This window comes from Sabulicella rubraurantiaca, from assembly GCF_017355885.1.
Classification (GTDB): domain Bacteria; phylum Pseudomonadota; class Alphaproteobacteria; order Acetobacterales; family Acetobacteraceae; genus Roseococcus; species Roseococcus rubraurantiacus.
Genome location: NZ_JAFEUU010000006.1, coordinates 299,583 through 325,396, shown reverse-complemented (window position 1 = coordinate 325,396; position 25,814 = coordinate 299,583). Strand labels below are relative to the sequence as shown.

The following is a 25,814-nucleotide window of genomic DNA, read 5'->3' as shown; positions in this document are numbered from 1 at the left end:
CTCCTTAAGCCGCGCGGATCTGACAGAGCGTGACCTTGGTTTCCTGCATGTAGGTCACCGGGTCATAGCCATAGGTCGTGACGGTGTTCGCGCTCTCGCCGAGCACGATTGGGTCGGCACCCTGCGGGTACTTGGAGCGCAGATCCTCACCCTGGAACCAGCCACCGAAGTGGAAGGGCATGAAGGCCACGCCCTTGCCCACGCGCTCCGTCACCAGGGCCTTCACCCGGGCGCGCGCATTGTTCTCAGGGCCCATTACCCAGACGAACTGCCCGTCGCGGATGGAGCGCGCGGCGGCGTCCTCCGGATGGATCTCGACGAACATGTCCTGCTGGATCTCGGCCAGCCACTTGTTGGAGCGCGTCTCCTCGCCGCCGCCCTCGTACTCGACGAGGCGGCCGGAGGTGAGCACGATCGGGAAGTCGCGCGCCACCGTGTTGGAGCGCGCCTGCACCGACTGGCCCAGATGCGGCAGGCGGAAGGCCCGGCGGTCCGGCAGGGTCGGGTACTGCGCCAGCAGGTCGGTGCGCGGCGTGTAGATCGGCTCGCGGTGCACCGGCACCGGGTCGGGCAGGTTCCAGGCATTGGCGCGCGCCTTGCCGTTGCCGCAGGGCGAGCAGCCGTGCTCCATCGCCACGCGGATGATGCCACCCGACAGGTCGGTCATCCAGGACACGCGGTCCTCGTTGCCCTCGCCCACGCGGGCGATCACCGCCTTCTCCTCCGCCGTCAGCTCGTCATACCAGCCGAGGCGCTTGAGCACGGCGACCGTGAACTCCGGATACCCGTCCTGGATCTCCGAGCCGCGGGAGTAGGAGCCCTCGGCCAGCAGGGTCTGTCCGTTGCGCTCCACGCCGAAGCGGGCGCGGAAGGCGCCGCCTCCCTCCTTCACGTGCAAGTTGGTGTTGTAGAGGATGTGCGAGCCGGGGTGGCGCATCTCCGGCGTGCCCCAGCAGGGCCAGGGCAGGCCGTAATAGTCGCCGCGGATGCTCTCCGGCGCATCGTCCTTCGCGCGCAGCGTCACCAGGTCGAACTTGTCCTGGTTGGCCATGTGGGCCTTCAGCCGCTCCGGGCTGATGCCCGTGTAGCCCGTGCCCCAGGCGCCGCGGTTGATCTCCTTCAGGATGCTCTCGGCCGTCGGCTCGCCATTCACGATCTCGTACGGCTTGAAGATGTCCTGGGCGAAGCGGATGGTCATGCCCGCGCGCTCCGCCGCGCCGTCCAGCTCCTTGGAGAGGTCGAACATCACCCGGTAGTCCGAGCGGCTCTCGAAGATCGGATCCACGATCTTGCTGCCCCACTGCACCGAGCGGTTGGAGCAGGTGCGCGAGCCATTGGTCTCGAACTGCGTGCAGATGGGCAGGAGGTAGGTGTTCTCCCGCCGGTTGCCCATCACCGCGAGGGTCGTCGGATGCGGGTCGGCGATGACCAGCAGGTCCAGCGCGTCGAGGCCCTTCACCGCCTCGGGCATGCGGGTGACGGTGTTGCCGCCATGGCCGAACACGACCATGCCCTTGATGTTGTCGCGCTGCTGCACCTGGTCGCGCGGCAGCAGGATGCCGTCGAAGTAGCGCGTGGTCGGGATGCCCGGCGTGTTCATCATCGCGGGCGTGTCGAAGCGCGCACGCATGCTCTCGAAGGACACGTCCCACACGCGGGACCAGTGGCGCCACGCCGCCTCGTCGATGCCGTAATAGGCCGGCAGCGTCGCGACATCGAGGCCGAAATCGGAGGCGCCCTGCACGTTGCAGTGGCCACGGAAGATGTTGGCGCCCGTGCCGGGCGCGCCGACATTGCCAGTGGCCAGCAGCAGGATGCAGTAGGCGCGCACATTGGCCGTGCCGACCGTCTTCTGCGTCGCACCCATGCACCAGATCAGCGTCGCGGGCTTCTGGGTGGCGAACATCTGCGCCACGCGCTTCAGCTGCTCACCGGGGACGCCGGTGACGCGCTCCACCTCGGCCGGGTGCCACTTCGCGACCTCGGCGCGCACCTCCTCCATGCCGTAAACGCGCTGGCGGATGAACTCCTTGTCCTCCCAGCCATTCTCCAGGATATGCCACAGCATGCCCCAGACGACGGGGATGTCCGTGCCTGGGCGAATGCGGATGTACTCGGTCGAGTGAGCGGCTGTGCGGCTGTAGCGCGGGTCGATGACGATGAAGTTGGCGCGGTTGATCTCCTTGCCGGCCAGCACGTGCTGCATGGCAATCGGATGCGCCTCCGCGGGATTCCCGCCCATGACGATCATGGTCTTGGAATTGCGGATGTCGTTGTAGGAGTTGGTCTGCGCGCCGTAGCCCCAGGTGTTCGCGACGCCCGCCACGGTAGTCGAGTGGCAAATGCGCGCCTGGTGGTCCACGGAGTTCGTGCCCCAGAAGGCCGCGAACTTGCGATACAGGTAGGCCCCCTCGTTGGAGAACTTGGCGGAGCCGAGCAGGAACACGGAGTCCGGGCCGGAGCGGCGCCGGATCTCGATCATCTTCTCCGCGACCTCGCGCATCGCGACGTCCCAGGAAAGGCGCTGCCACTGGCCGTTCACCAGCTTCATCGGGTATTTCAGGCGGCGGTCGCCATGCACCAGCTCACGCACCGAGGCGCCCTTGGCGCAATGCGTGCCGCGGTTGATCGGCGACTCCCAGGTCGGCTCCTGCCCGACCCAGACGCCATTCTGCACCTCGGCCGTCACGGTGCAGCCGACGGAGCAATGGGTGCAGACGTTCTTGATGCGCTGCACCGGCGCGCCGTGGTCGATCACCCCGGCGGCGGCGCCGACGCGGATCGCCTGGGCATCGGCCATGCGCGGCGCGATGCCGGCCAGCGCCGCCACACCCGCGCCGGCAAGCCCGGCATTCTTCAGGAAGGCGCGGCGGTCCAGCCCGCCCGAGGACAGGCCCTGATAGGCCGAGGCGAGGCGCTGGCGGGAGGCGCGGCCATCGGTGCGCTTGATGAGCATGGGGGCGTTTCCTCAGTACTCGTAGCGGTTGGTGCGGATGAAGGCCTGCACATGCGGCGAATTGGCCTGGAAGCGCGCGGCGCGGCGGTTCTCCTGGCTTTCCTTGCGGGCGTCACGCGCGGGAACGGCGTCGGCGCGCGGGTTCGCGGCCAGGGCCGGGGTGGTCGACGCCGCGGCGGCAGCCGTGCCGAGGCCCAGCGTCTTCAGGAAGCCGCGACGCCGGCTCGCGTCTTGTTGGTCGTTCGGCATGGCCTCACCCTTTCCACTCATTCAGGCCGCCAGCTCCGCCGCGGCCAGTTCCACATCCATCAGGGCACGGCCCAGGCGGCCGACGGCGCGGTAGAACACCGCGGCCTCGGCCAGCTCCAGGTCGGCGAAGAAGCGCATCGCCCAGGGGCGAAGGTGGCGGGCGAAGAAGGCATCCGCCTCCTCGGGCGCGCCGCGCAGCAATCCGGCCATCGCCTCGCACTCGAAGGCGATGTGGTCCTCCGGCTCCGGCACCGCGACGGCGCGCCGGATGCCGAGCCGGGCGAGGTCGCCGCGCAGCTCGGCCAGAGGCCGTTCATGCAGGAAGCCGGTCAGGTAGTAGGAAGCGAAGGGCAGCAGCTCGCCACGCCCCAGCCCGACGAACAGGTCGTGGTATTCGCGCCCGGCCGAGATCGGGTCGGCGGCGCGCGCCGCTTCCGCCAGGGCGCCGAGGGCAGCACCCACCGGCGTGTCGTCCCCCGGCAGGGCGGAAAGCCGCCGCAGCATGGCGGAATCCGGCGCGACGGCGAGGAGGTGGCCCAGCAGCGCGTAGAGATTTGCCCGGCCTTCGCGCAGCGGGTCGGGCGCGGCGACGGGGGAAGCGGCTTCGGGCCAAAGGTCGGGACGCAGGCGCTGGCGGGGGATGCCGGTCGCGGCCTCCACCTCGGGCACGCGCTCGGCCGGGATGCCGGATTGCTTCCACAGGAAGACGGTGCGACGCGCGATTCCAAGCTTCGCCTGGAAGGATTCCATCCCTCCGGCGGCCGTGATGGCGGCCTCTAGACCGTCCACAGGCAATTCCCGACCCATCCGATCAGTTGTGCAGAAATTCTGCACAAGGTCAAGCAAACCATGACGCAAGGGGCGCCTTCAACAGCCGAATTATTGCGCCGCAACAGGCGTTTATAGAGGACTTGTTTCGTCCTTTTTCCGTTTACTTGAGATTGCGAGTAATTCTCAAAATCACCATTCGGGCTAGGCCGGAAGCGCTCCCCCATGCCGCCGACGGGGCGTCGCGTCTTCTTCCCCCGCCTCCGGCAGGATTACAGGCGGCGCCTCGGCGATCAGCGGGGCCGGTTCCGGTTCGGGTGCGGCCTCCTCGACCGGGGCTGGCAGCTCGGCTTCGGCTGTGGCTTGCTCCTCCGCAGCGATGCCCTCGGGCTTCTCCGCCTCGGGCTCCGGCTCGCCGATGGCGCGGCGCAGCAACTCCTTCACCTTCTCCGCCGTCTCGCCCAGCGTGTCGGAGAAGCCGGCGGGCAGGCCGCCCGGGGTGTTGAAGTCCCAGCCGTAATCCAGCGGCGAGCGGTAGTCGCGGATCAGCGGGTCCGCCACCCAGGCCTTGCGCAGCGCCGCGTGGCGCAGTGCCAGCGGCACGCCCTTGCGGAGAAACCCCGTGAAGTCCGAGCCCGCATGCAGCGTGTCCAGCGGCGGCAGGCTGGCGAGGTCAAACTCCTCCTCGTTCTCCACCTCCGGTTCGGGCGTGGTGGCCGGCGCCTCGGGGGCGGTCTCCGCCGCGGGTGGAATGAAGGCGGGCGGCTCCGCCTGCACCGGCGGCGCAGGTGGCGCCTCGGCCTCGGGCAGCGTCTCCTCGCCGCGCAGCGCGGCGCGCTTACGCTGCGACCAGCGCCCGATGAAGCCGCTCATCTCGGTCGCCTCCGGCCCATGGAGTCCGGGTCCTGCCGGTCGCGCTTGCGCTTCTGGAACACGCGCTCGACATGGTGCTCACGCACGAATTCCGCCAGCAAGGATTGGAGTCCCGGCGGCATGGGCAGCGATTCCAGGATGTCGCGCGGCCCCTCCGTGAAGATCTCCGCCTCGCCCGGGTCCACGGTGACAGCCTGCAGCATCACGCCTTCGCCATCCGGCTCGGGGCGCAGCAGCACCCAGACCAAAGGCTGCGCCGCCTCCAGATTGTCCTTGTAGTTCGGCGTATCGGTGCGGTGCAGCGTCACCTCGGCGGTGCCGGCGAAGAACACCTCACGCCCCGCCTCCTCGCGCAGGCGGGTCCAGGCGGGGACGGGCGGGGCCTCCTCCAACACCGCCAGGGGGCGCCAGACGCGCGCCTGCCACATCGTCACGCCCGGCCGGCTTTCCGCCAGCACGGCGACGGGCACGGAAAGGGTGGGCGGCAGGCTCATGCCGCATCCGCCGCCGCGACCAGCGGCAGGTTGGTGGCGAGGTTCTGCGCCTTCATCCGCACACGCTGCGCCGCGTCCATCGCCAGGGCGAGATAGACCGGCTTCCCCTGCGCGCGCGGCAGCACCCGCGTCCCGTCCTCGAATTCCAGCACGCCGAGCCAAAGGATGCGCGCAAGCTCGGCCTGGGGCACCTTCTTGCCCTCCCACAGCGCGTTGCTGATGCGCGTCGCCTCCGCATCCAGCCCGACATGCCAGGTCCAGTTGCGGTCCTCGATGACGGGCACGGGGCGGATCTTGACGCGCTCGCCGAGCATGTGGTGGATGAAGCGCTCCAGCGCCCGGGCCATGCCGTGCTGCCCGGGCCGTCCTTCGGCAATGTCCAGCGCTAGGTCATGCGCGTCGGACCGGGCACGGTAGCCGGGGGCGAGCGCCTCGCTCAGCACCTCCAGTTCCACCTCGCGCGGCGGAACGCCGGCCTCGGTGAGCAGGCGGCCCAGCGCGCCGAGGTCGCCCTGGGCATGGCGCGTGTCCACCACCTCCTCATCAGCCAGGAGGGTCGCGCCCTGGGTGATAGCGGCGCGCTGGGTGCGGAACAGGCACTCCCCGGCGCGCAGAGTGAAGGCATCCCCCTCCCCTTCCATCGCCGCGCGGGCAACGAGGTGGGTCAGCATGCCCAGGAAAAGCGGCGGCACCCCCGACACGCCCTCGCGGAACAGGCGCAGCCACGCCGCCTCCAGCGTCGGCGCGGCGGCGACGCGGTCGCGGAAGGACAGGAAGACCTGCCAGTTCTCCACCGCGTCCAAATCGGCGAGGCCCATGGGGTCCACTTCGGCGCCCGGCTCCTCCATCAGCCGCGCATGCAGGGCGCGCTCGGCATCGCAGGCCTCGGGTGGGGGAAGGAGTTCGGGCCGGGCCAGAAAGGCGCGCCAAAGATCGGGAGTGGCGAGCAGCCGCCCCTCCTCCGAGACGTCGCAGAGATGATGGCCGGAGGCGACCCAGAAATCGCCGGGCGCGAGCAGGCTCATTTCCGGTCCTTCAGCAGGGCGGCGAGGTCGGGGCGTTCCTCCGCCTCCTCCTCCACCTCGGCGATGGCGAAGACGGGCAGGGCACCGAAGTCGCGGTGCGGCACCTCGCGTCGGTGCAGGGTGCGGAAGGCCTCGCGCTGCTCCCCGCCTTTGTCGTGCGAGCGGTGCAGGGCCAGCACGGTTCCCGCCGGCTGGTCGCGGCACAGCGATTCCGCGAAGCCCAGCTCCTCCTCCGCCGCGCCGGTCGCCGCCGCGTCGTCCGGCGCGCCATAGGCCTCGCGGATATGGGCGGCCAGGGCGCGCAAGGCCGCTGCGCGCTCCGCCGCCCCGCATTCCGCCACCTCCACCAGCGTGGACCAGCCGAAGGAAGAAAGGCCGAGGAAGCCGGAGCGGAACGCCTGCTGCCGCTTGCCGGAGAGCGAGGCCGGCGCATCGTCCCAGAAGGCAAAGCCGCCGGGCACGGCCCATTCCCCCGGCGCGGCGGCCACGGGGAACACCAGCGCATCCGACTCGTCGAGACGCAGCGTGCGGAGCAGCTTGCCGCTCATGGCAGCGCCCTCGTCTCGCGCTCGCCGTCGCGCTCGATCACCAGCGCGCCCGTCGCCGGGTCGATGCCGCGCTTCGCCCCCTGCCCGTCCTCCAGCCGCGCCAGATACTTGTCGGAGACGCGACGAAGGCCGCGCGCCTCCCACTCATCCAGATTGGCCATCAGGTGACGGGCGAAATGCTCAGTGACGACCGCCGGGTCCAGCTCGTCGAAGCCCTCCTCGAAGAAGGAGGTCTCGTCCGGGCGCTCGCCGGGGATGACGCTGGCGGACCAGCGCAGCCGCAGCTCGAAGCCGAGCACGAGCCAAGCAGGGATCTCGCCCTCCGCCGCATCGGGCGGCAGCGCCATGCGCATCCCGCCCACCACGCCATCATTCACGGTCAGCGTGCCCGGCCAGCGCCAGCGCACCGGCAGCTCGGGCGGGGCGATGGCGCAGACCGCATCGGCCAGGGCGTTGCACCCGGCCAGGAAGGCGATGCGCGCGGGGCCGAGCGGGCGGTCCGGCTCCAGCACCACCGCCGCCTCCGCCCGCTGGGGCGAGCCGACCCAGCACAGCGTCCCCGCGCCATGGGCCGGAGCAAGCTCGACGGCGCGCGCGACCGCATCGGCGCCCTCGCGTAGCCGGAAAGGCGAAAACACGCTGGGCAGCGGCGGAAGCCCTTCGACCTGCAACGGAAATCCCCATCTATCCCGAGTGACGCGGGGGGATATAAGCGCCCGCAAGCCCGCCGGGAAGAAAGACCGCCTCGATGACCGCTCCCACGCGCCTCAACTTCGTCTGTTCATGCGAGGACACGATGGACCTCGATGGCCGCGCCATTGCGCGCGGCTGCGGTGGCGAGGTGCGGACGGCCGAGCAGCTCTGCCGGGCGCAGCTGGACCGCTTCCTGGCCGCGATGGGCGAGAGCCGCCCCGTCACCGTCGCCTGCACCCAGGAAGCGCCGCTCTTCGCGCAGGAGGCGGAGGAGACAGGGTTCCGCCATCCCCTCGACTTCGTGAACGTGCGCGAGCATGCGGGCTGGTCCGCCGAAGGCCGCGACGCGGGGCCGAAGATGGCCGGGCTGCTGGCCGGGGCGGCGGTGCCCATGGGCGACACCCCCCTGGTCGCGCTGGAAAGCAAGGGCGTGGCCTTGATCCTGGGTCGCGACGCCGCGGCGCTGGAGGCGGCGCGCGCCCTGATGGACCGGCTGGACGTCACCGTACTGCTGACGGGCGAGGCGGAGGTGCAGCCGCTCCGACGCGCCGAGTTCCCGGTGGCCAAGGGCCGCGCCCGGGCGGCGACGGGCTGGCTCGGCGCCTTCTCCGTCACGGTGGATGGCTACGCCGCCCCCTCTCCCTCCTCCCGCAGCGCCTATGCCTGGGGACCGGAAAAGAACGGCGCCACATCGCGCTGCGACCTCATCCTGGACCTTTCCGGTGGCACCCCCCTGTTCCCGACGCATGAGCTACGCCAGGGCTATCTGCGCGCCGCGCCGGGCGACGCCACCGCGCTGACCCGCGCCATCGCCGCGGCGGGCGAGCTGGTTGGCACCTTTGATAAGCCCCGCTTCGTGTCCTTCGACGCGGGGCTCTGCGCCCATTCGCGCAACCGCCGCACCGGCTGCACGCGCTGCCTCGATCTCTGCCCCACCGGCGCCATCACCCCCAGCGGCAAGGACCACGTCGAGGTCTCGGCCGAGATCTGCGCCGGCTGCGGCGCCTGCGCGGCGGTTTGCCCGACCGGCGCCATCACCTATGCCCTGCCCTCCGCCGATGCGCTGGCGCGGCGCATGCGCGCGATGCTGCTCGGCTTCCGCGAGGCGGGCGGGCGCGACGCGGTGGTGCTGTTCCACGACGAGGGCCATGGCGAGGCGCTGCTGGACGCCCTGTCCCGCCATGGCGACGGGCTGCCAGCGCGCGTCCTCCCTCTCAAGGTGAACGAGGTGTCGCAGCTGGACCTGTCCCTGCTGGCCGGGGCCTTTGCCTGGGGCGCGGCGGGGGTGCGGCTGCTGCTGCCGTCGCGCCGTCCGCACGGGACGGAGGGCGTGTTCCGCAACCTCGGCTACCTCCAGACTGCGCTGGAGGGGCTGGGCCTGGGCGGTGCCCGCGCCACGGCGATCGAGACCGACGACCCCTTCACCCTCGGCGAGGTGCTGCGCGACACGCGCCTCCTGCGCGCGACCTGGGAGGCCGACCCCTTCCTGCCGCTGGGCGCCCCGCGCGAGGTGATGCGCCAGGCCTTCCGCGCCCTGGATGCGGCGACCGGCGCGCGCCATCCGGTCATCCCCATGGAGGAGAAGGCGCCTTTCGGCTTGGCGCGGGTGGAGGTCTCAGGCTGTACGCTCTGCCTGGCCTGCACCATGGTCTGCCCAACCGGCGCGCTGACCGCCAATCCGGAGCACCCGCAGCTTCGCTTCCTGGAGGATGCCTGCGTGCAATGCGGCCTTTGCGCCGCGACCTGCCCGGAGAAGGTTATCACGCTGGAGCCGCGCCTGGATCTGCGGCCCGAGGCGTCACGCATCGCGGTGGTGAAGGAGGAGGAGCCCTTCCACTGCCTGCGCTGCGCCAAGCCGTTTGGCATGAAGTCCTCCATCGAGCGGGTGAAGAGCAAGCTGGTCGCGAGCGGGCACTGGATGTTCCAGGACCCGGCACGGCTGCGCGCACTGGAGCTTTGCGAGGATTGCCGCGTGGTGGAGGCGACGGAGAACGCCCTGGACCCCTACGCGGCGGCGGAGCGACCTCCGAGCCGCACCACCGAGGACTATCTGCGCGAGGCGGAACGGGCGAAGCGCCTCAACTGAGGGCCTTCGCCTCCGCCTCCAGCGCCGCGATCTCACCACGCAGCGTGGCGAGGTGACGGTCGCGCTGCTCGTGCTCGGCGGGGGTCTTGAGCTTCCAGCCATGCGCCTGGTCCACCTCGGCGCGCTTGCGGCGCAGCAGGGCGGCGATTCCGGCCCGCTTCGCCTCGCGCCGTGCCTGCTCGGCCGGATCGGGCCCGGGCGCGGCCGGCGACGGAACGGGGGGTGGAGGCGGGGGCACGGCCTCGGGCCGGAAGGCGCCGTCGAGCGCCATCTCGCGGAAGGCGCGGCGCAGCGCGGAGGCACGGCGATGGCGCAGGCGGCGCGCCGCCCCGCCTTCCTGTGCCGCGGCGTGGGCTTGCCAGCCGCCTAGGGTGCGCGCGCCGAACCCGGCCAGGAAATCCTCCACCTGCGGCTTGTCGAGACTTGCTGCTTCATGGCGGCGCCAGCGCCGAAGAAGGACCGTGGCGGCGAGGCGCGCCTCCAGCCGCTGGGCGGCGCGGTGGCTGAAGGCCTCGGCCAGCCAGTCCCAGCCCTGGGCGGCCATGTCCCACAGGAACAGCGCCGCTTCCTCCCCGAGCCAGGCGAGGCGGCGCAGCCGCCACAGCAGCCACAAGACGGACGGAACCAGCAGCCGCGCATCCGGCGCGAGTAGCGAGACCATGGCCAGTGCAAGCGCCACCGCATCGGCCAGCAGGGCACCCAGGGCCAGAAGCTTGGGGCCAAGGTCGGCGCGGCGCCGCGTGGGTTCGGCGAGAAGCTGACGCGAGACGGCAATCAGTGCCCGCGTGCGTTGATCCCCTTCCCGGGGCGCGAGCCGCTCCAGCGCCTCCACGAGGCGCGCCAGTTCCGCCAGACGGGCCTCCTCCACGCGCATGGCACGAGGATGGCGCGCGAAGGTGAAGAAAGCCTTGTCAGACGCGCCAGGACAGCCCGGCGCGGCGGACGCGAAGGGCGACAAAGCCGGTCCAGGCCAGCTGCGCCAGCAGGGCGGGCAGCACCACCAAGGGTTTCTCGGCAGCCGGCAGTTGGAGGAAAATCAGGGAGAGCGCGGCCCCCAAAGCGGCGAAGCCCCAATGCAGGCCGGCGATGAGGGGTACACGCATCCCGGTCCGCTGCGCCATCTGATACAGGTGCGTGCGGTGTGGGTCGCTCACCCGCTCGCCCAACAGGGCGCGGCGCAGCAGGGTGAATCCGGCATCCCAGAGCAGTCCGAAGAGCAGCAGCGGCACCACCAGGAAGGAAACCTGGCTGCTCTCGAACCCCGCCGCCGCGACGGCCAGCACGGCGAGGATGAAGCCGGCGAATTGCGAGCCGACATCGCCCATGAAGATCCGCGCCGGGTGGAGGTTGAAGGGGAGGAATCCTGCGAATCCGGCCGCCAGGAACAAACCGGCGGCGAAGACGAACCAGCCGCCTTCCAGCGCGCCGATCAGCGCCAGGGCCAAGGAGGAGACCAGCACCACCCCGGCCACCAGCCCGTCCATCCCGTCCATGAAGTTCACGGCATTGGTGCAGCCGACGATCCAGAACAGGGTGATGGCAAGGCCGAGCGCCCCCAGCTCCACTTCGCCGAAAAAGGGCAGTGACAGGCGCTGGAGCACGAGGCCCGAGCCCATGGCGACCAGCGCGGCGCCTGCCTGGGCGCCCAGCTTCACCAGGAAGCGGAAGTCGCGGATGTCGTCCGCCAGCGCCACCGCCGCCATGGCGATCGCGGCCAGGATCACGCCGGTGTAGCGCGTATCCGCCAGCGGCATGAGTGGCGTGACATGATGCACCGCCAGCATGCCGAGGATGAAGGCCAGCACCGGCCCCAGCCCGCCCCCCTTGGGTGTGGGGTTGCGATGCGCCTTGCGGTGGTCCGGGTGGTCTAGGATGGGCCGCGCGATCATCGCCCGCACCGTGATGGCCGAAACCAGGGCGAGCGGAAGGGCCAGGATCAGGTGGGGCAGGAAGCTGGGCACGACGGGGCGGGCCATGCCACGCCACGCGGCGCGGCGCCACCCCTGTCAGGCGGCGCGGGGGAGCAGCTGCTGCGCCGCCAGGGCCCGCAGGAAGCGGTCGCGCTTCCATTCCAGCAGCTTCCAGGAAGCGCGGGCCGCGAAGGCAGAAAGCTTGCCGCGCGGCTCCAGCCCCACCGCCTTGAAGATCATGCCCATGCCGCGCTCGATGTGGCGGAACCGGTAATAGGTCATGGCGCGGCCCATGTAGCCGGCGGAGCAGCGGGCGTGGTCGTAGGGGACGTCCGGCCCGTCATTGGCACAGTGGAAGGCGAAGGCGAGCTCGTCGTCCTCCGTTTCGCCGACGCGGCCCAGGGCGACGCGCAATCGGCGGGGGAAGGACAGGTTCTCGCGCCGCAGGTAGCGCTTCATGTGGTCGTAGAAGAGCTTGAAGTGCCGGTACTCGTCGGCGGCGATGAGCCGGCAGATTTCCTTCAGCACCGGCTCGTCCGAGGCTTCGCCGAGGGCGGTGTAGTAGGAGGAGGTGCCCGTCTCCACCATGCAGCGCGCGATCAGCTCCCCGGTCAGGGAGCCACGGATGGAGGCGTCGGCCTTGGTGTCGATGGTGAAGCCAGCGCGGTACTTCGCGAAGGCGGCCATGTAGTCGAAGGACGGGTCGGCCAGGGTGGACCACTTGCCCAGCGCGTCGCCATGCTGGATCTCCTCCACCGCCCAGTTGTCGGCAGCAAGTTGGAAGTCCGGGTCGTCCTTGAAGATGGATTTGAGGTAGAGCGCGTAGTCGTCGCCGTTGCGCTCCACCATGGCGGCGGCCTTCACCAGCGGGATGACCGCGGGGTCAACCTTTGCGGGATCGAAGCGATCCCACGCCACCTGCTCGATCGTCCAGTGCTTCATGGCACGGAGATGCGCGGGCGGCGGGCGCGCTTCAAGCCGCTTGAGCCGCGTCGCGCATGGCACGCATGGAAAGGAGGCGAGCCATGGCGGCGTCGCGGTGCTCCGGTGTGTCGGAGGCGGCCGCGGCATAGGCGGCCTCGGCCTCGCCGATGCGGCGCTCCGCCTCGGTGCGGGAGAGTTCGGCAACCGGCGTCGCCTCGTCGGCCAGCACGGTCACGCGGGTGGGCGTGATCTCGGCAAAGCCGCCGGCGACGAAGAGGCGCTCCGTCTCCTGGCCGTTCTCGCGCACGCGGATGATGCCGCCACGCAGCGCCACGATCATCGGCGCATGGCCGGCAAGGACGCCCATCTCGCCCTCGGCGGCGGGGATGATCGCCATCTCCACCTCGCGCGAGAGGAGGAGCTTTTCCGGCGAGACGAGTTCGAGCTGGAAGTTGGCCACGTGCGCCCCCTGCTACCCAAAAGAAGCGGCTGCCCGAAAAGGCGGGCACCGCCCAACGAGAATGCGCCGGCAAGGCCGGCGCCACGCCCCAACCGGCCTTTCAGCCGGCGCGCCATTCACGGCGCGGAAGCCAAGGCGGCGGAGCCGCCGCCCGGCGTCTGAGGGCAGAAGATGCTGGCGGCTTAGGCCGCCTGCTTCAGGGTCTCGCCCTTCTTCACGGCCTCTTCGATCGTGCCGACCATGTAGAAGGCCGCCTCGGGAAGATGGTCGTACTCGCCGTTGCAGATGGCGGCGAAGGAGCGGATCGTGTCCTCCAGCTTCACGAACACGCCGGGCGTGCCGGTGAAGACCTCGGCCACGTGGAAGGGCTGTGACAGGAAGCGCTGGATCTTGCGCGCGCGCGCCACGACCAGCTTGTCCTCTTCCGACAGCTCATCCATGCCCAGAATGGCGATGATGTCCTGCAGCGACTTGTAGGTCTGCAGGATGCGCTGCACCTCGCGGGCCGTCTGGTAGTGCTCGTTGCCCACCACGCGCGGGTCGAGGGCGCGGGAGGTGGAGTCGAGCGGGTCCACCGCCGGGAAGATGCCCAGCTCCGCGATGGAGCGGTTGAGCACCGTCGTCGCGTCAAGGTGCGCGAAGGAGGTGGCCGGGGCTGGGTCCGTCAGGTCGTCGGCGGGCACGTAGATGGCCTGCACCGAGGTGATCGAACCCTTCTTGGTGGAGGTGATGCGCTCCTGCAACGCGCCCATGTCCGTGGACAGGGTCGGCTGGTAGCCCACCGCGGAGGGGATGCGGCCGAGCAGCGCCGACACCTCGGCGCCCGCCTGGGTGAAGCGGAAGATGTTGTCGATGAAGAACAGCACGTCCTGGCCCTGCTCGTCGCGGAAGTATTCCGCGATGGACAGGCCGGACAGCGCGACGCGGGCGCGGGCGCCCGGCGGCTCGTTCATCTGGCCATACACCAGGGCCACCTTGGAGCCCTCGGTCGTGCCCTCGCCCAGCTTGATGACGCCGGCATCCACCATCTCGTGGTAGAGGTCATTGCCCTCGCGGGTGCGCTCGCCCACGCCGGCGAAGACGGACACGCCGCCATGCGCCTTGGCGATGTTGTTGATCAGCTCCTGAATGGTCACGGTCTTGCCGACGCCGGCGCCGCCGAACAGGCCGATCTTGCCGCCCTTCAGGTAGGGGGCCAGCAGGTCGATGACCTTGATGCCCGTCACCAGGATCTCGGCCGAGGTGGCCTGCTCCTCGAAGGCCGGGGCGTCACGGTGGATCGGGAAGAACTGCGTGGCGCCCACCGGGCCGCGCTCGTCGATCGGCTCGCCGATCACGTTCAGAATGCGGCCCAGCGTCTGCGGCCCGACGGGGACGGAGATGCCCGCGCCCGTGTCCGTCACCTCGGCGCCACGGACCAGGCCATCCGTCGTGTCCATGGCGATGGTGCGCACGGTGCGCTCGCCGAGGTGCTGCGCCACCTCGAGCACCAGCTTCTGCCCGTTCACGTCCACGGTGAGGGCGTTGAGGATGGCGGGGAGCTCGGCGGGGAACTGCACGTCCACCACGGCGCCGAGCACCTGCGTCACCTGACCGACATTGTTCTTCATGGCCATGGTTCCTTTCTCAGACCGCCTCGGCACCGGAGATGATCTCGATCAGCTCCTTGGTGATGTTGGCCTGTCGGGTCCTGTTGTAGTTCAGCGTGAGCTTGTTGATCATCTCGCCCGCATTGCGCGTGGCGTTGTCCATCGCCGTCATGCGGCTGCCCTGCTCACCCGCCGCGCTTTCGAGCAGCGCGCGGTAAATCTGGATCGCCAGGTTCTGCGGCAGGAGCTGCGCGAGGATCTCCTCCTCGGTCGGCTCGTACTCGTAGAGAGCGCCGCCCGCATCGGCCGTCGCCTCGCCCTCGGGAAGCGGGGCGGGGATCAGCCGCTGCTCCGTCGGCACCTGGGTGATGACGTTGCGGAAGCGGTTGTAGAGCAGGGAGCAGACGTCGAACTCGCCGGCTTCCAGCATCGCGGTGATGCGGTGCGCGACATCCTGCGCATCGGCGAATTCCAGCCGCTTCTTGCCGGCGAGGGTGATCTCGCCGATGAAGCGGGAAGCGAATTCGCGCTTCAGGTAGGCGGCACCCTTTCGGCCGACGGTCAGGATCTTGACCGTCTTGCCCTCGCCCTCCAGCGCCCGGATGCGGGCACGCGCGAAGCGGCCCACATTGGTGTTGAACGGCCCGGCCAGGCCGCGATCCGCGGTGACCACGACCAGGAGGTGGACATTGTCCGCCCCGGTGCCCACCAGCATGCGCGGCGCGTCGGGGCTGCTCGCCACCGAGGCGCCGAGCGACGCCAGCATGCGCTCCATCCGCTCCGCGTAGGGGCGGGCGGCCTCCGCTTGGCTCTGCGCGCGGCGGAGCTTGGCGGCGGCCACCATCTTCATGGCCTGCGTGATCTTCCGCGTGGACTTCACGCTGTTGATCCGCGAACGCAGGCTCTTCAGGCTGGGCATCGGGCGACCCCGTTCAGAGCGTCAGGCGAAGGACTTGGCGAAGCTGTCCAGGAAGGCGACGAGCTTGGTCTCAGTCTCCTTCTTGATCTCGCGGTCCGTGCGGATGCTGTTCAGAATGTCCGGCGCCGCCGACTTCAGCTCGCCGAGCAGACGGCTCTCGAACTCGCCCACCTTGTTGACGGGCAGCTTGTCGAGGTAGCCGCGCGTGCCGGCGAAGATCGCCACCACCTGCTCCTCCACCGGAACCGGCTTGAACTGGGGCTGCTTCAGCAGCTCCGTCAGGCGGGCGCCGCGGGCCAGCAGCGCCTGGGTCGAGGCGTCGAGGTCCGAGGAGAACTGCGCGAAGGCCGCCATCTCGCGATACTGCGCGAGTTCCAGCTTGATGCGGCCGGCCACCTGCTTCATCGCCTTGATCTGCGCCGCCGAGCCCACGCGAGACACGGAGAGGCCGACGTTCACGGCGGGGCGGATGCCCTTGAAGAACAGCTCCGTCTCCAGGAAGATCTGGCCGTCCGTGATGGAGATGACGTTGGTCGGGATGTAGGCCGACACGTCGCCCGCCTGCGTCTCGATCACCGGCAGCGCCGTCAGCGAGCCCGCGCCGAAATCGTCGTTCATCTTCGCCGCGCGCTCGAGCAGGCGGGAGTGCAGATAGAACACGTCGCCCGGATAGGCCTCGCGGCCCGGCGGACGGCGCAGCAGCAGCGACATCTGGCGGTAGGAGACGGCCTGCTTGGACAGATCGTCATAGAAGATGACCGCGTGCATGCCGTTGTCGCGGAAGTACTCACCCATGGCGCAGCCCGTGTAGGGGGCCAGGAACTGCATCGGCGCCGGGTCGGAGGCCGTGGCGGCGACGATGATCGAGTACTCGAGCGCGCCGCTCTCCTCCAGCTGCTTCACCAGCTGCGCGACGGTGGAGCGCTTCTGCCCGACCGCGACATAGATGCAGTAGAGCTTCTTCGACTCGTCGCCGGAGGCGTTGACGCCCTTCTGGTTGATGATCGTATCCACGATCACCGCCGTCTTGCCGGTCTGGCGGTCGCCGATGATCAGCTCGCGCTGGCCGCGGCCGATGGGGATCAGGGCGTCGATCGCCTTGATGCCCGTCTGCATCGGCTCATGCACGGACTTGCGGGGGATGATGCCCGGCGCCTTCAGCTCGGCGCGGCGGCGCGTCACGTCCACCAGCGGGCCCTTGCCGTCGATCGGGTTGCCCAGACCGTCCACCACGCGGCCCAGCAGGCCCTTGCCCACCGGCACGTCCACGATGGCGCCGGTGCGCGACACGGTGTCGCCCTCGCGGACGTTCTTGTCGTCGCCGAAGATCACGATGCCGACATTGTCGGTCTCGAGGTTCAGCGCCATGCCCTTGATGCCGGCGGAGGGGAACTCCACCAGCTCGCCGGCCATCACGTTCTGCAGCCCGTACACGCGCGCGATGCCGTCGCCCACGGTCAGCACAGTGCCGACCTCGGCCACATTGGCCTCCGCGTCGAAGCTCGCGATCTGCTGCTTCAGGATCTCCGAAATCTCAGCCGGACGGATTTCCATCTCAGGCGGCCCCCTTCATGGCATACTGCAGGCGCTGCAGCTTGGACTTGATCGAGTTGTCGTAGAGGCGCGAGCCGATCCGCACGATCAGCCCGCCCATGATGGAGCGGTCCACCGTCTCGGAGAGCTGGACGCCGGAAAAGCCGCTCTCGGTCAGGCGCGCCACGATCTGGGCACGCTGCGTGTCGTTGAGCGGGAAGGCGCTGGTGACATGCGCGACCTGCTGCCCGCGCCGCTCGGCCAGCTTGGCACCGAAGGCGGCGGCCACGGCCGGAAGCTCCGCGAGGCGGCGATTGTTGATCAGCACGCCGAGCAGGTTGCGGACCTCCTTGCCCACCCCGGCCTTGTCGGCCAGGGCGAAGGCGGCACCCTGCTGCTGCTTAGCGGACAGGCGCGGATCGGCGAGGAAGGCGCGGAAGCCCGCATCCCCGCTGGCGATGCGGGCGAAGCCTTGGATGTCGGCCGCAATGCGGTCGAGCGCGCCCGGATCCTGGGCGCGCAGTTCATCCGCGTGGGCCAGGAGGGCCAGCGCGTAACGCTCCGCGACGCTGCCGACGGCGGGCGTGTCTTGGGAAATGGTCTCGGCCACCTGGCGGTCCCGGTCCTGTTCCTGGAAGGCCTTCAGGGACGACCCCCGAAAGGCGCGGGCGCTCTAACACAGGGCTTGCAGGACGGCAACCAAGCGTGAACCGTCTATTTCTTCTTGGTGAGGGCGCTCAGCACGTTACGGCCCGTCCGAAAGGCCCGCCCCGCCTCGGCAAGGGGCGAGAAGCGGGCATCCTCCGCCCGCAGCCGCGCCTCCCGCGCCCGGCGGGCGGCAGGCTTCGCGGCCTTGAGCGCCGCCGCCAGCGCCTCCAGCCCCCAGGGTGTCCCGCCGGGTGGGAAGGCGACGGGATGGACATCGGCCACGTCCAGCGCCTCCGCCACCGCCGCCCGCGCCTTGTCCACGGTGGCGCGCTTGGCGGGATGGTCCTCGGGCGGCCATTGGGTGGGCGGCGGGAGGAGATCGGCCCCGGTCATGGCGACGAGGATGGGCGGCGGTGCCAGCCCGGCTTCCTTCCGCAGCGCCTCCAGCAGGGCCAGATCCTCCGCCCGGTCCGGCCGCATGGCAGGGGAGACGAGCAGCACGGCATCCGCCCCGCGCCAGGCACCACGTTCCAGCAAGGCGAAGCCTGCCTCCCGGGCCAGCGCCTCCAGCGCCTCGGCCATGGTGGTGACGCCCGCCCCGGGCCGCCCGGTGATGGAAAGGCGCAGCGGCGCCGCCTCCGGCACCGGCTCGGTCAAGGCATTGATCTCCGCCTCCGTCATGCGGAGCCGGCCGGAGTACAGGGCGATGGCGGCATCCCCCGCCTCGCGGATTAGGAAGCGATGCGCCTCCCGCCCCGCCGTGTCGGTGAGGAGACCGAAGGTGGATACGTCGGCGACGCGCGCCGCCTCCCGGAACACGGCAGAGGCAGGGTTGCGGGCGAAGCGGGACACGCGCCACAGCGCGTCCGCGGCCTCGTAGAGCCGGGTCAGCGTGCCACCATGCCGGTCCCAGAACTCGGCGCCGGAGACCAGCCGCTCCAGCTTGGTGCGGTGCAGCAGGGGAAAGTCGCGGATCAGCCCACGCAGCCGATTGCTCAGCCGCTCCATGAGAAGCAGCAGCTCGGGCGGGGTGGTCTGCAAGGTGGGGCGCTTGGCGGTGGGGTGGTAATGGGCAGCCACCGCCTCCACCGTCTCCCGCAGCGTCCGCTCCACCGCCTCCCGGTCGGTCAGGTCGAGGGGTCCGGCTGCGGCGGCGCGGCGGTTCACCAGCTCCCGCGCCGCGATGTCCTCCACCGTGTCCTCCGTGGGGTCGAAGCCCCGCCGCGTGGCCGCGGCCTCCGTGACGCGGGCGATGGCGCGGCGGCGCACGGCGACGCGCAGCGGCCAAGCCGCCAGGGCGAAAAGTGCGGCGCCGATCGCCCACCAGACCACACGCCCCGCCTCCCACAGCCAGAGCCCGCCCAGCACCATCAGCGACAGCCAGGGCGCGGCGAGGCAGAAGCCGAGCAGGGCCTCGCGCCAATAGCGGCGCAGGTAGCGGCGCAGCCCGACCCTCATCGTGCCCAGGCGTCGCGCAGCGTCGCCGCGAAGACCTCCCGCAACTCGCGGGCCGAGGCGGCCTGGCCCAGGCGGCGGCGGGACAGATAGGCGATGGCGGCCTCGCCCAGTGCGGTGGTGAGGGCGGCGGCGGCGGCGGCATTGGCGGCCCCGGCCAGCACCGTACCGACGCCCGGGATCAGCTTGAAGATCTCGGCCAGACCGTAGCGCAGCCCCACCCCCAGCAACGACCCGGTGCCGAGCGAGCCGATGAACTCCGCCCAGTCGCGTCGGGTCCAGGCTACGCCGAAGCGCTCGGCCAGGGCGCGCAGCATCAGAGCCTGCAGCGTGGCGAGGCCGCCCAGCCCGGCGAGCGGCACCGGCACCGCCCCTGCCCCGCCCGCCAGCGCCGCATAGGCATAGACGGTGCGCCGGGCCTGCCGGACCAGCCGGTCCTGGCCCTCATCCGTGTCGATCCGACGCAGCGCCACCGCCACCTCGGCGGAGGCGGTTTCTAAGGCCTCGCGCAGCGCCTCCACGCGATACAGGCGCGGGGAAAGGCCCATTTCCTCCTCGGTGAAGTCGAGCGGGACGCAGCGCGCGCCCAGACCGTCGAACAGGCGCCGCTGGGTCTCCAGCGCCCGGCGTAGCGCCTCGGGCGCTTCCGCCTCGTCCCATGTTTCGGCATGGGTGGCGCCGGGCGGGTAGAGGCGATGGAGGCCGGTCTGCGCCACCACCAGCGGCCATTCGGGATGGCGGCGCCGCGCCTCGCGCACCACGCGCAGCACCGCGCCCTGGTCGGGGTCGGAGGCCTGCATCACCGCGAGCAGCAGATGGGCCTGCGACTCGCAGAAGGCGATGTCCTCGGCGGGGTCGTAGCGCGCCTCGCCCAGGCCGCGCGTGTCGAGGAAGCGCACCACCGGCGCCTCGGGCGGCACGTCGTAGAGGCGGGATTCCCGGGTGCAGGGAGCGAAGCCCTGGCCGATCTCGGCGCGGCTGTCGCCGGTCAGGGCGGCGACGATGGCGGTCTTGCCGGCCTGTGTCTTGCCCAGCATCCAGATGACGGGCGCCGCCGCCTCGGCTGCCTGTCGCGCCCGGTCCTCGACCCGGCGGGCGAGAAGCACGTCCTCGACCTCACGCCACAGCCTGTTGAGACGATCCCACATGGGCGGAAAAGGTGCGCAGCCCCGCCCCGGGTTGCAAGGCAGGCGTCAGCGCCGCTCGGTGCGGCCGGTGAATCGCCCCTGGGCATCGTAGTGCTGCGTCTCGCCATTGCGGGTTTCCGAGCGGCCCTGGAACCTCCCCTGCGCATCGTAGTGACGGGTCTCACCGCCGCGCGTTTCGCTGCGCCCCTCGAAGCGACCTTGCGCGTCGTAAAGCCGCGTCGCGTCGCCACGCGTCTCGGCCCTGCCCTGGAACCGGCCTTCCCGGTCATAGTCCCGCCGCTCGCCGTCACGGAACTCGGAGCGGCCGGTGAAACGGCCCTGCGCGTCATAAGCGCGGCTGTTCTGCCCGCGATCCTCGGCGCGGCCCCCAAAGCGCCCCTGCGCGTCGTATTCACGCCGGGTCTGCGCCGGGGCTTCGGGGATGGAAAGCAGCAGGGCTGCGAGAAAGGCGGGCCACATGGGAAGGATGCGACCCTCCCAGGGTGGCGGTTTCAGGGCAGCAATCGGGCAATCGTCACCACACGCTCCGTCCGGTCCTCCAGTTCCAGGGAGGTCGGGACGCGGTGGGTAGAGAGCGCTTCGAGCCTCTCGCGCGGCAGGTAGGCGCGGCCGGGGTCGGCGAGACGCACCTCCGCACCTGCCCCGGCCATGGCGCGCAGCCAGGGCAGGATATGCGCAGACATCGGCGCCTCGTAGCAGACATCGCCGGCCAGGATGATGTCCCAGCGCCGCGGGCTGCCCACCACGTCACCCTCCGGCGTGCCGAGTGCCACGCCGTTCAGCGTCGCGTTCAGCCGGCAGGCTTCCAGCGCCAGCGCGTCGATCTCCGCGCATTCCACCTCGGCGCCGCGCAGGGCCGCCGCGATTCCGGCGATGCCGCAGCCGGCGGCGAAGTCCAGCACGCGCATCCCCTGGAGGTCCGGCCCATCGAGCACGGAGCGCGCCAGGGCCTGCCCGCCCGGCCAAGCGAAGGCCCAGAAAGGCGGCTCGATGCCGTTCTCGCGCAGGAAATCCTCCGTCGCGCGCCAGATCGGCGTGATTTCCGTGGCGAGGTGCAGGGCGATCTCGGGCACCAGGGGCGCGCGGGCGATGGTGGTATGCGCCGCGATGAAGCCCCCCGCGTTCACCACCGGCCGATCAGCAGGGCCAGGGCGACCAGCAGCCCGACCTCGCGGTTCTGCTTGAACAGGACGAGGCAGAGCGCCGGGTCGTGGATGTCCAGCGCCCGCGTCTGCCGCCACAGCAAGGCAGCGGCGGGCAGCAGCGCCAGGACGAAGATCGGGGACAGCCCCGCCACCCATCCGGCCAGCAGCAGCAGCGCGAGCGTCGCGCCGTAGCAGGCCAGGAGGAAGGGCCGCGTCCGCTCTCCGAAGCGCAGCGCCGTGGAGCGGATGCCGACCAGCGCATCATCCTCGCGGTCCTGATGGGCGTAGATCGTGTCGTAGCCGAGGATCCAGGCGATGCTCGCGGCGTAGAGCAGCCACCCTGCCGGGGTGATGGTCTCCACCGAGGCCGCGGTCCCGAGAAGCGCGCCCCAGCCGAAGGTGAGGCCCAGCACGAATTGCGGATAATCCGTCACCCGCTTCGCCAGCGGGTAGAGCACCACCGGCACCAGCGACACGACGCCGACAATCCAGGCGAAGCGCGGCAGCGTGAGCAGGATGAAAAGGCCAACGACGCAGAGCCCCGCCAGGAACCAGAGCGCCTGCATCGGCGAGACCAGCCCCGCCGCCAGGGGCCGGCCGCGCGTGCGCTCGACCTGCCTGTCGATGTCGCGGTCCCAGAGGTCATTCACCACGCAGCCCGCGCCGCGCATCACGAAGGCGCCCACGAAGAACAGCGAAGTGAGCCACAGCCCCTGCCACCCGTCCCGCGCATGCAGCGCGATGGCCCAGAGCCCGGGCAGGAAGAGCAGCCAGGCGCCGATCGGCCGGTCGGCCCGCATCAACAGGGCATAGGGGCGCCAGGATTCCGGCAGCCGCGCCACCCAGCCCTCGCGACGGATGTCGGTGTAGCCTTGCACCGGGCCATGCAGCACGGCAGATGGGCGCATGTCCATCCCGCGCCTCCACGTGGAATCGGCCCTTCGCGAGGGGGCGGAGATCGCCCTCACCCCGGCCCAGGCGCATCACCTCGGCACGGTGCTGCGCCGCGCCGCCGGGGCGGAGCTTCGGGTCTTCAACCCCGGCGATGGCGAGTTCGCGGCGACGCTCACGGCGCTGCGCAAGGATCGCGGCGCCATCGCCCTCGGAGCCCAGCTTCGCGCGCCGGAGGCGGCGGAGGCGAAGCTGCGCCTCGTGCTGGCCGCGCTGAAGCGCGAGGCGATGGACTGGGCAGTGGAAAAGGCGACGGAGCTGGGCGCGACGCGCATCACCCCGGTTCTGACACGCCGCTGCGTCGCCACCCACAGCAACACCGAGCGCCTCTCCGCCATCGCCCGCGCCGCGGCGGAGCAGTGCGAGCGCCTTTCCGTTCCCGCCGTGGACGAGGCCCGACCGCTGCACGCCGTGCTCGATTCCTGGGAGGGCGGGCGGCTGCTCGTCGCCGCCGAGCGGCGCGAGGCCCCGCCCCTCGGGACGCTGCTGCCCGCCGAGGCGCTGCTGGTGGGGCCGGAAGGGGGGTTCGAACGGGGCGAACTTGACGACCTCGCCCGGCGACCCTTTGTTACGCTGGCCTCGCTCGGCCCCCGCATCCTGCGCGCGGAGACGGCGGCGGTGGCCGGCCTGGGCGCCCTCGCCTTTGCGCGGGATGCCGGCGGCCGCCTTCCTGAGACGAAAGCGAGCGAATGAGCAATCCCGGCCAGGCCGACCCGACGCCGTTCACCTCCGCGCGGCAGTTGGCCGAGTGGTTCGCCTCCGGCGCCAAGCCGCGCGAGGCCTGGCGCATCGGCACGGAGCACGAGAAGATCGGCTTCCGCCGCGACGACCTCTCGCCCCCCGACTACGCGACGCGCGGCATCGGCGCGATGCTGGAGGGGATCGGCAAGCTCGGCTGGGAGCCCATCACCGACAACAACAACGTCATCGGCCTGTCGCGCGGCACCGAATCGGTGAGCCTGGAGCCGGGAGGGCAGTTCGAGCTCTCCGGCGCGCCGCTCGAGACGCTGCATGAGACCCGCCTGGAACTCGCGGCGCATCTGCGCGACGTGCATGCCGTGGCGCAGCCCCTCGGCCTCGGCTTCGCCGGGATGGGCTTCCACCCCGTCGCCATGCGCGAGGCGATGCCCTGGATGCCCAAGAGCCGCTACGCGATCATGCGGCGCTACATGCCGACCAAGGGCTCCTTCGGCCTCGACATGATGCTGCGCACCGCGACGGTGCAGGTGAACCTGGATTTCGGCTCCGAGGCCGACATGGCGGAGAAGCTGCGGGTCTCGCTGGCGCTGCAGCCGCTTGCCACCGCGCTCTTCGCCGCCTCGCCCTTCCTGGAGGGCAAGCCTTCGGGCTTCCTGTCGCTGCGTGGGCGCGTCTGGACCGACACCGACCCGGACCGCACCGGTATTCCCGATTGCGTCTTCGAGGAGGGGTTCGGCTTCGAGCGCTTCGCCGAATACGTCCTCGACGTGCCGATGTATTTCGTGGCGCGCGAGGGCAAGCTGTGGGACGTGGCCGGCGCCTCCTTCCGCGACCTGATGGCGGGCAAGATCCCCGGGCTGCGCGCGACCATGGGCGATGCCTGCGACCACGTCACCACCGTCTTCACCGATGTGCGGCTGAAGAAGTTCCTGGAGATGCGCGGCAGCGATTCCGGCTCCGCCCCCATGCTGCTGGCCAAGCCCGCCTTCTGGGTCGGGCTGCTCTACGACGACGCGGCGCAGAAGGCGGCGGCCTCGCTGGTGCGCCCCTGGAGCGTGGAGCAGATCCGCGAGCTTCGCGCGGCCGTCCCGGCGAAGGCGCTGCACGCCGAGATCGCCGGGCGGTCGCTCCAGGACGTGGCGCGCGACGCGCTGGCGATCAGCGAGTCGGGGCTGAAGTCGCGCGGCCTGGGCGAGGAAGCCTATCTCGCCCCGCTGCACGAGATCGTGGCGAGCGGGCAGACGCAGGCGGAGCGGATGCTGGCGCTGTTCGATGGCGCCTGGCGCGGCGATGCCGGCCAGGCGCTGCGCTTCATGGAAGTGTAGCACCCACGCGGCCCATCGGTCCGAACCCGCCCCAACACCCGTCGCCGCGATGGCTGGCGGCGCGCACCGTGCCGCCCGTAACCTCGAAGGTGACCTCGCAGTGCGTGCGGCGCACCGCATCCACGGGGAAGCGCCACAGATAGGGGCCGGCAGGGACGAGTTCGTCGCGCGTCGTCTCGTAGGTGGCGAAGCGGCGTCCCTGCACCTCCGCCGTGCGCTGCGGCACGCCCAGCCGTGCCACCATCTCCGCCTCCGGCAGGCCGATCATCCCGGCGAGGGTGTCCTGGAAGGACGGTCCCGCGCAGCCGGCGAGGAGGAGCAGGGCGAGGAGGGGGCGTCGCATGGCCCCTCTTCAACGCCCTGCCGGTTGCCGGGGCTTCAGCTCAGCCGGATGCCCAGCGCGTCGATCAGCTCCTTCTCCTCCGCCATGGTCTGGCGGACGAAGGCGACGTAGTCGGCCGGATCCTTGTGGTCCGGGATCATGTCGTAACGATCCAGCACGGCGACATGGGTGGGGTCGAAGATCGCCTCGCGGAAGGCGTCGTGCAACCGGCGCACCACGTTCGGGTCCATGCCCTTCGGGCCCGCGAGGCCATAGGGGCTGATGGAGGCGATGTTGATCCCCTGCTCCTTCAGCGTGGGGATGTTGGGGAAGCGCTTGGCGCGGGTGTTGCCCCAGGTCGCCAGCACGCGCACCCGGCCTTCCTCGGCCATCGGGCTCCAGCCCGAGCTGTCGGCCAGCACCTGCGTCTGCTTGCCCAGCAGGCTCTGGATGTTCTCGGCGAAGCCGCGGAAGGGCACGTGCGTCCACTCGATGCGCTGGTTGCGCGCGATCTGCTCCATGGTCAGGTGCAGCGAGGTGCCGACGCCCGGCGTGCCGTAGTTCAGCTGGCCTGGGTTGGCCCGCGCGTGCTCCACCAGCTGCGTCATGGTCTGCCAGGGCGATTCGGGATGCACGACCGTGCCGAACAGGTAGCCCGTGACGTGGACGACATAGGTGAAGTCGTTCAGCGGGTCGAAGAGCGCGCGCGAGTTCATCAGCGGCTGGCGGAACACGCTGATCGGCATCTGCGACAGGGTGTAGCCGTCGGGCTGCGCGGTCAGCAGCGCCTGCGCGCCCAGCACGCCGCCGGCGCCCGAGCGGTTCTCCACCACGATGGGCTGGCCGAGACGGCGCGAGGCCTGCTCGCACAGGGCGCGCATCTGCACGTCGGTGGTGCCGCCCGGCGCCCAGGGCACCAGCATGCGGATGGGGCGGGAGGGAAAGGTCTGCGCATAGGCGGGCGCGGCCAGTGCGGCGAAAGGCAAGGACAGCGCGGCGCGGCGGCGAAGCGGGATCACGGCATTTCCTCGTTGAAGCATGGTTGCGGCTCCTATCGCGCTGGTGCGGCGTCGCGGCAAGCCCGGAAGCCGCCT

The 25,814-nt window shown here is 70.7% G+C and carries 26 protein-coding genes; 3 read left to right on the top strand and 23 right to left on the bottom strand.

The features are described from left to right. Nucleotides 1-4 precede the first annotated feature (4 nt). From JTJ31_RS13635 to JTJ31_RS13600, 8 genes are all read right to left on the bottom strand, one after another. Nucleotides 5-2,956 carry a formate dehydrogenase subunit alpha gene (locus JTJ31_RS13635; protein ID WP_207539201.1) on the bottom strand — a complete coding sequence of 984 codons (2,952 nt, stop codon included), beginning with the start codon at nt 2,954-2,956 and terminating at the stop codon, nt 5-7. A 12-nt stretch (nt 2,957-2,968) separates the two neighbouring features. Then, nucleotides 2,969-3,205, bottom strand: a complete 237-nt coding sequence (locus JTJ31_RS13630; RefSeq protein WP_207539200.1) for a twin-arginine translocation signal domain-containing protein — start codon at nt 3,203-3,205, stop codon at nt 2,969-2,971. Between the two features lie 21 nt (nt 3,206-3,226). Further along, nucleotides 3,227-3,994, bottom strand: coding sequence for a molecular chaperone TorD family protein (locus JTJ31_RS25205; RefSeq protein ID WP_207539199.1), 768 nt, complete (start codon nt 3,992-3,994; stop codon nt 3,227-3,229). A gap of 183 nt (nt 3,995-4,177) precedes the next feature. Then, the gene (locus tag JTJ31_RS13620) at nt 4,178-4,846 is read right to left on the bottom strand and encodes a DUF3306 domain-containing protein (RefSeq protein ID WP_207539198.1); all 669 of its coding nucleotides are present in this window, start codon (nt 4,844-4,846) and stop codon (nt 4,178-4,180) included. After that, nucleotides 4,843-5,340, bottom strand: a complete 498-nt coding sequence (locus JTJ31_RS13615; protein WP_207539197.1) for a DUF3305 domain-containing protein — start codon at nt 5,338-5,340, stop codon at nt 4,843-4,845. Before JTJ31_RS13615 ends, JTJ31_RS13620 begins: the two co-directional genes overlap by 4 nt. Then, entirely contained in the window at nt 5,337-6,365 is a 1,029-nt protein-coding gene (locus tag JTJ31_RS13610; RefSeq protein ID WP_207539196.1) for a DUF6352 family protein, read from the bottom strand. The genes JTJ31_RS13615 and JTJ31_RS13610 overlap by 4 nt, the downstream gene beginning before the upstream one ends. Beyond that, a complete protein-coding gene (locus JTJ31_RS13605) occupies nt 6,362-6,913 on the bottom strand; it encodes a DUF6505 family protein (protein WP_207539195.1) in 552 nt (183 codons plus the stop codon). Before JTJ31_RS13605 ends, JTJ31_RS13610 begins: the two co-directional genes overlap by 4 nt. Continuing rightward, nucleotides 6,910-7,584: a biotin/lipoate--protein ligase family protein gene (locus JTJ31_RS13600; RefSeq protein WP_207539194.1), complete on the bottom strand. Its 675-nt coding sequence runs from the start codon at nt 7,582-7,584 to the stop codon at nt 6,910-6,912. Before JTJ31_RS13600 ends, JTJ31_RS13605 begins: the two co-directional genes overlap by 4 nt. 77 nt (nt 7,585-7,661) lie before the next feature. Between JTJ31_RS13600 and JTJ31_RS13595 the strand changes: the two genes are divergently transcribed. Next, entirely contained in the window at nt 7,662-9,692 is a 2,031-nt protein-coding gene (locus JTJ31_RS13595; RefSeq protein WP_207539193.1) for a 4Fe-4S binding protein, read from the top strand. Here the strand turns inward: JTJ31_RS13595 and JTJ31_RS13590 are convergent. The 13 genes from JTJ31_RS13590 to ubiA all read right to left on the bottom strand — a co-directional run bounded on the left by JTJ31_RS13590 (nt 9,685) and on the right by ubiA (nt 22,337). Beyond that, nucleotides 9,685-10,566 carry a hypothetical protein gene (locus JTJ31_RS13590; protein WP_207539192.1) on the bottom strand — a complete coding sequence of 294 codons (882 nt, stop codon included), beginning with the start codon at nt 10,564-10,566 and terminating at the stop codon, nt 9,685-9,687. The genes JTJ31_RS13595 and JTJ31_RS13590 overlap by 8 nt on opposite strands. Before the next feature lie 37 nt (nt 10,567-10,603). After that, on the bottom strand, nt 10,604-11,668 hold the full coding sequence (locus JTJ31_RS13585; protein ID WP_207539191.1) for a glycosyltransferase family 4 protein: 1,065 nt from the start codon (nt 11,666-11,668) through the stop codon (nt 10,604-10,606). 30 nt (nt 11,669-11,698) lie between these two features. Continuing rightward, nucleotides 11,699-12,544 (bottom strand): acyl-ACP desaturase, encoded by an 846-nt coding sequence (locus tag JTJ31_RS13580; protein ID WP_207539190.1) that lies wholly within the window; start codon nt 12,542-12,544, stop codon nt 11,699-11,701. Nucleotides 12,545-12,575: 31 nt separating this feature from the next. Continuing rightward, a complete protein-coding gene (locus JTJ31_RS13575; protein WP_207539189.1) occupies nt 12,576-12,986 on the bottom strand; it encodes a F0F1 ATP synthase subunit epsilon in 411 nt (136 codons plus the stop codon). A 182-nt stretch (nt 12,987-13,168) separates the two neighbouring features. Next, nucleotides 13,169-14,596: a F0F1 ATP synthase subunit beta gene (gene atpD, locus JTJ31_RS13570; protein WP_207539188.1), complete on the bottom strand. Its 1,428-nt coding sequence runs from the start codon at nt 14,594-14,596 to the stop codon at nt 13,169-13,171. A 16-nt stretch (nt 14,597-14,612) separates the two neighbouring features. Beyond that, nucleotides 14,613-15,494, bottom strand: a complete 882-nt coding sequence (locus JTJ31_RS13565; protein WP_207539187.1) for a F0F1 ATP synthase subunit gamma — start codon at nt 15,492-15,494, stop codon at nt 14,613-14,615. Nucleotides 15,495-15,515: 21 nt separating this feature from the next. Continuing rightward, nucleotides 15,516-17,048, bottom strand: coding sequence for a F0F1 ATP synthase subunit alpha (gene atpA, locus JTJ31_RS13560; protein WP_207539186.1), 1,533 nt, complete (start codon nt 17,046-17,048; stop codon nt 15,516-15,518). Nucleotide 17,049: 1 nt separating this feature from the next. After that, complete coding sequence (gene atpH, locus JTJ31_RS13555) at nt 17,050-17,637, bottom strand: ATP synthase F1 subunit delta (protein ID WP_207539185.1); 588 nt, start codon at nt 17,635-17,637, stop codon at nt 17,050-17,052. A gap of 104 nt (nt 17,638-17,741) precedes the next feature. Next, entirely contained in the window at nt 17,742-19,133 is a 1,392-nt protein-coding gene (locus JTJ31_RS13550; RefSeq protein WP_207539184.1) for a hypothetical protein, read from the bottom strand. Continuing rightward, the gene (locus JTJ31_RS13545) at nt 19,130-20,236 is read right to left on the bottom strand and encodes a GTPase family protein (RefSeq protein ID WP_207539183.1); all 1,107 of its coding nucleotides are present in this window, start codon (nt 20,234-20,236) and stop codon (nt 19,130-19,132) included. Before JTJ31_RS13545 ends, JTJ31_RS13550 begins: the two co-directional genes overlap by 4 nt. An 87-nt stretch (nt 20,237-20,323) precedes the next feature. Continuing rightward, nucleotides 20,324-20,737 (bottom strand): type IV secretion protein Rhs, encoded by a 414-nt coding sequence (locus JTJ31_RS13540; RefSeq protein WP_207539182.1) that lies wholly within the window; start codon nt 20,735-20,737, stop codon nt 20,324-20,326. A gap of 32 nt (nt 20,738-20,769) precedes the next feature. Then, nucleotides 20,770-21,408 (bottom strand): class I SAM-dependent methyltransferase, encoded by a 639-nt coding sequence (locus JTJ31_RS13535; protein WP_207539181.1) that lies wholly within the window; start codon nt 21,406-21,408, stop codon nt 20,770-20,772. After that, nucleotides 21,402-22,337, bottom strand: a complete 936-nt coding sequence (gene ubiA / locus JTJ31_RS13530; RefSeq protein ID WP_207539180.1) for a 4-hydroxybenzoate octaprenyltransferase — start codon at nt 22,335-22,337, stop codon at nt 21,402-21,404. Before ubiA ends, JTJ31_RS13535 begins: the two co-directional genes overlap by 7 nt. Here ubiA and JTJ31_RS13525 point away from each other — a divergent pair. Next, nucleotides 22,330-23,067 carry a 16S rRNA (uracil(1498)-N(3))-methyltransferase gene (locus JTJ31_RS13525; protein WP_207539179.1) on the top strand — a complete coding sequence of 246 codons (738 nt, stop codon included), beginning with the start codon at nt 22,330-22,332 and terminating at the stop codon, nt 23,065-23,067. The two genes, ubiA and JTJ31_RS13525, sit on opposite strands and share 8 nt — an antisense overlap. After that, nucleotides 23,064-24,398, top strand: coding sequence for a glutamate--cysteine ligase (locus JTJ31_RS13520; protein ID WP_207539178.1), 1,335 nt, complete (start codon nt 23,064-23,066; stop codon nt 24,396-24,398). The genes JTJ31_RS13525 and JTJ31_RS13520 overlap by 4 nt, the downstream gene beginning before the upstream one ends. Here the strand turns inward: JTJ31_RS13520 and JTJ31_RS13515 are convergent. Together JTJ31_RS13515 and JTJ31_RS13510 are read right to left on the bottom strand one after the other, a co-directional pair. Then, nucleotides 24,385-24,741 carry a hypothetical protein gene (locus tag JTJ31_RS13515; RefSeq protein WP_207539177.1) on the bottom strand — a complete coding sequence of 119 codons (357 nt, stop codon included), beginning with the start codon at nt 24,739-24,741 and terminating at the stop codon, nt 24,385-24,387. The genes JTJ31_RS13520 and JTJ31_RS13515 overlap by 14 nt on opposite strands. 35 nt (nt 24,742-24,776) lie before the next feature. Next, entirely contained in the window at nt 24,777-25,739 is a 963-nt protein-coding gene (locus JTJ31_RS13510) for a tripartite tricarboxylate transporter substrate binding protein (protein WP_328805737.1), read from the bottom strand. Nucleotides 25,740-25,814: the final 75 nt, after the last annotated feature.

Coding starts and splice junctions, on each gene's coding strand:
- JTJ31_RS13610 (WP_207539196.1), bottom strand. CDS start 6,365: ATGAGCCTGCTCGCGCCCGGCGATTTCTGGGTCGCCTCCGGCCATCAT.
- JTJ31_RS13615 (WP_207539197.1), bottom strand. CDS start 5,340: ATGAGCCTGCCGCCCACCCTTTCCGTGCCCGTCGCCGTGCTGGCGGAA.
- atpD (WP_207539188.1), bottom strand. CDS start 14,596: ATGAAGAACAATGTCGGTCAGGTGACGCAGGTGCTCGGCGCCGTGGTG.
- JTJ31_RS13525 (WP_207539179.1), top strand. CDS start 22,330: ATGTCCATCCCGCGCCTCCACGTGGAATCGGCCCTTCGCGAGGGGGCG.
- JTJ31_RS13635 (WP_207539201.1), bottom strand. CDS start 2,956: ATGCTCATCAAGCGCACCGATGGCCGCGCCTCCCGCCAGCGCCTCGCC.
- JTJ31_RS13630 (WP_207539200.1), bottom strand. CDS start 3,205: ATGCCGAACGACCAACAAGACGCGAGCCGGCGTCGCGGCTTCCTGAAG.
- JTJ31_RS13565 (WP_207539187.1), bottom strand. CDS start 15,494: ATGCCCAGCCTGAAGAGCCTGCGTTCGCGGATCAACAGCGTGAAGTCC.
- JTJ31_RS13590 (WP_207539192.1), bottom strand. CDS start 10,566: ATGCGCGTGGAGGAGGCCCGTCTGGCGGAACTGGCGCGCCTCGTGGAG.
- atpA (WP_207539186.1), bottom strand. CDS start 17,048: ATGGAAATCCGTCCGGCTGAGATTTCGGAGATCCTGAAGCAGCAGATC.
- ubiA (WP_207539180.1), bottom strand. CDS start 22,337: ATGGACATGCGCCCATCTGCCGTGCTGCATGGCCCGGTGCAAGGCTAC.
- JTJ31_RS13550 (WP_207539184.1), bottom strand. CDS start 19,133: ATGAGGGTCGGGCTGCGCCGCTACCTGCGCCGCTATTGGCGCGAGGCC.
- JTJ31_RS13580 (WP_207539190.1), bottom strand. CDS start 12,544: ATGAAGCACTGGACGATCGAGCAGGTGGCGTGGGATCGCTTCGATCCC.
- JTJ31_RS13515 (WP_207539177.1), bottom strand. CDS start 24,741: ATGCGACGCCCCCTCCTCGCCCTGCTCCTCCTCGCCGGCTGCGCGGGA.
- JTJ31_RS13620 (WP_207539198.1), bottom strand. CDS start 4,846: ATGAGCGGCTTCATCGGGCGCTGGTCGCAGCGTAAGCGCGCCGCGCTG.
- JTJ31_RS13540 (WP_207539182.1), bottom strand. CDS start 20,737: ATGTGGCCCGCCTTTCTCGCAGCCCTGCTGCTTTCCATCCCCGAAGCC.
- JTJ31_RS13605 (WP_207539195.1), bottom strand. CDS start 6,913: ATGAGCGGCAAGCTGCTCCGCACGCTGCGTCTCGACGAGTCGGATGCG.
- JTJ31_RS13520 (WP_207539178.1), top strand. CDS start 23,064: ATGAGCAATCCCGGCCAGGCCGACCCGACGCCGTTCACCTCCGCGCGG.
- JTJ31_RS13585 (WP_207539191.1), bottom strand. CDS start 11,668: ATGGCCCGCCCCGTCGTGCCCAGCTTCCTGCCCCACCTGATCCTGGCC.
- JTJ31_RS13595 (WP_207539193.1), top strand. CDS start 7,662: ATGACCGCTCCCACGCGCCTCAACTTCGTCTGTTCATGCGAGGACACG.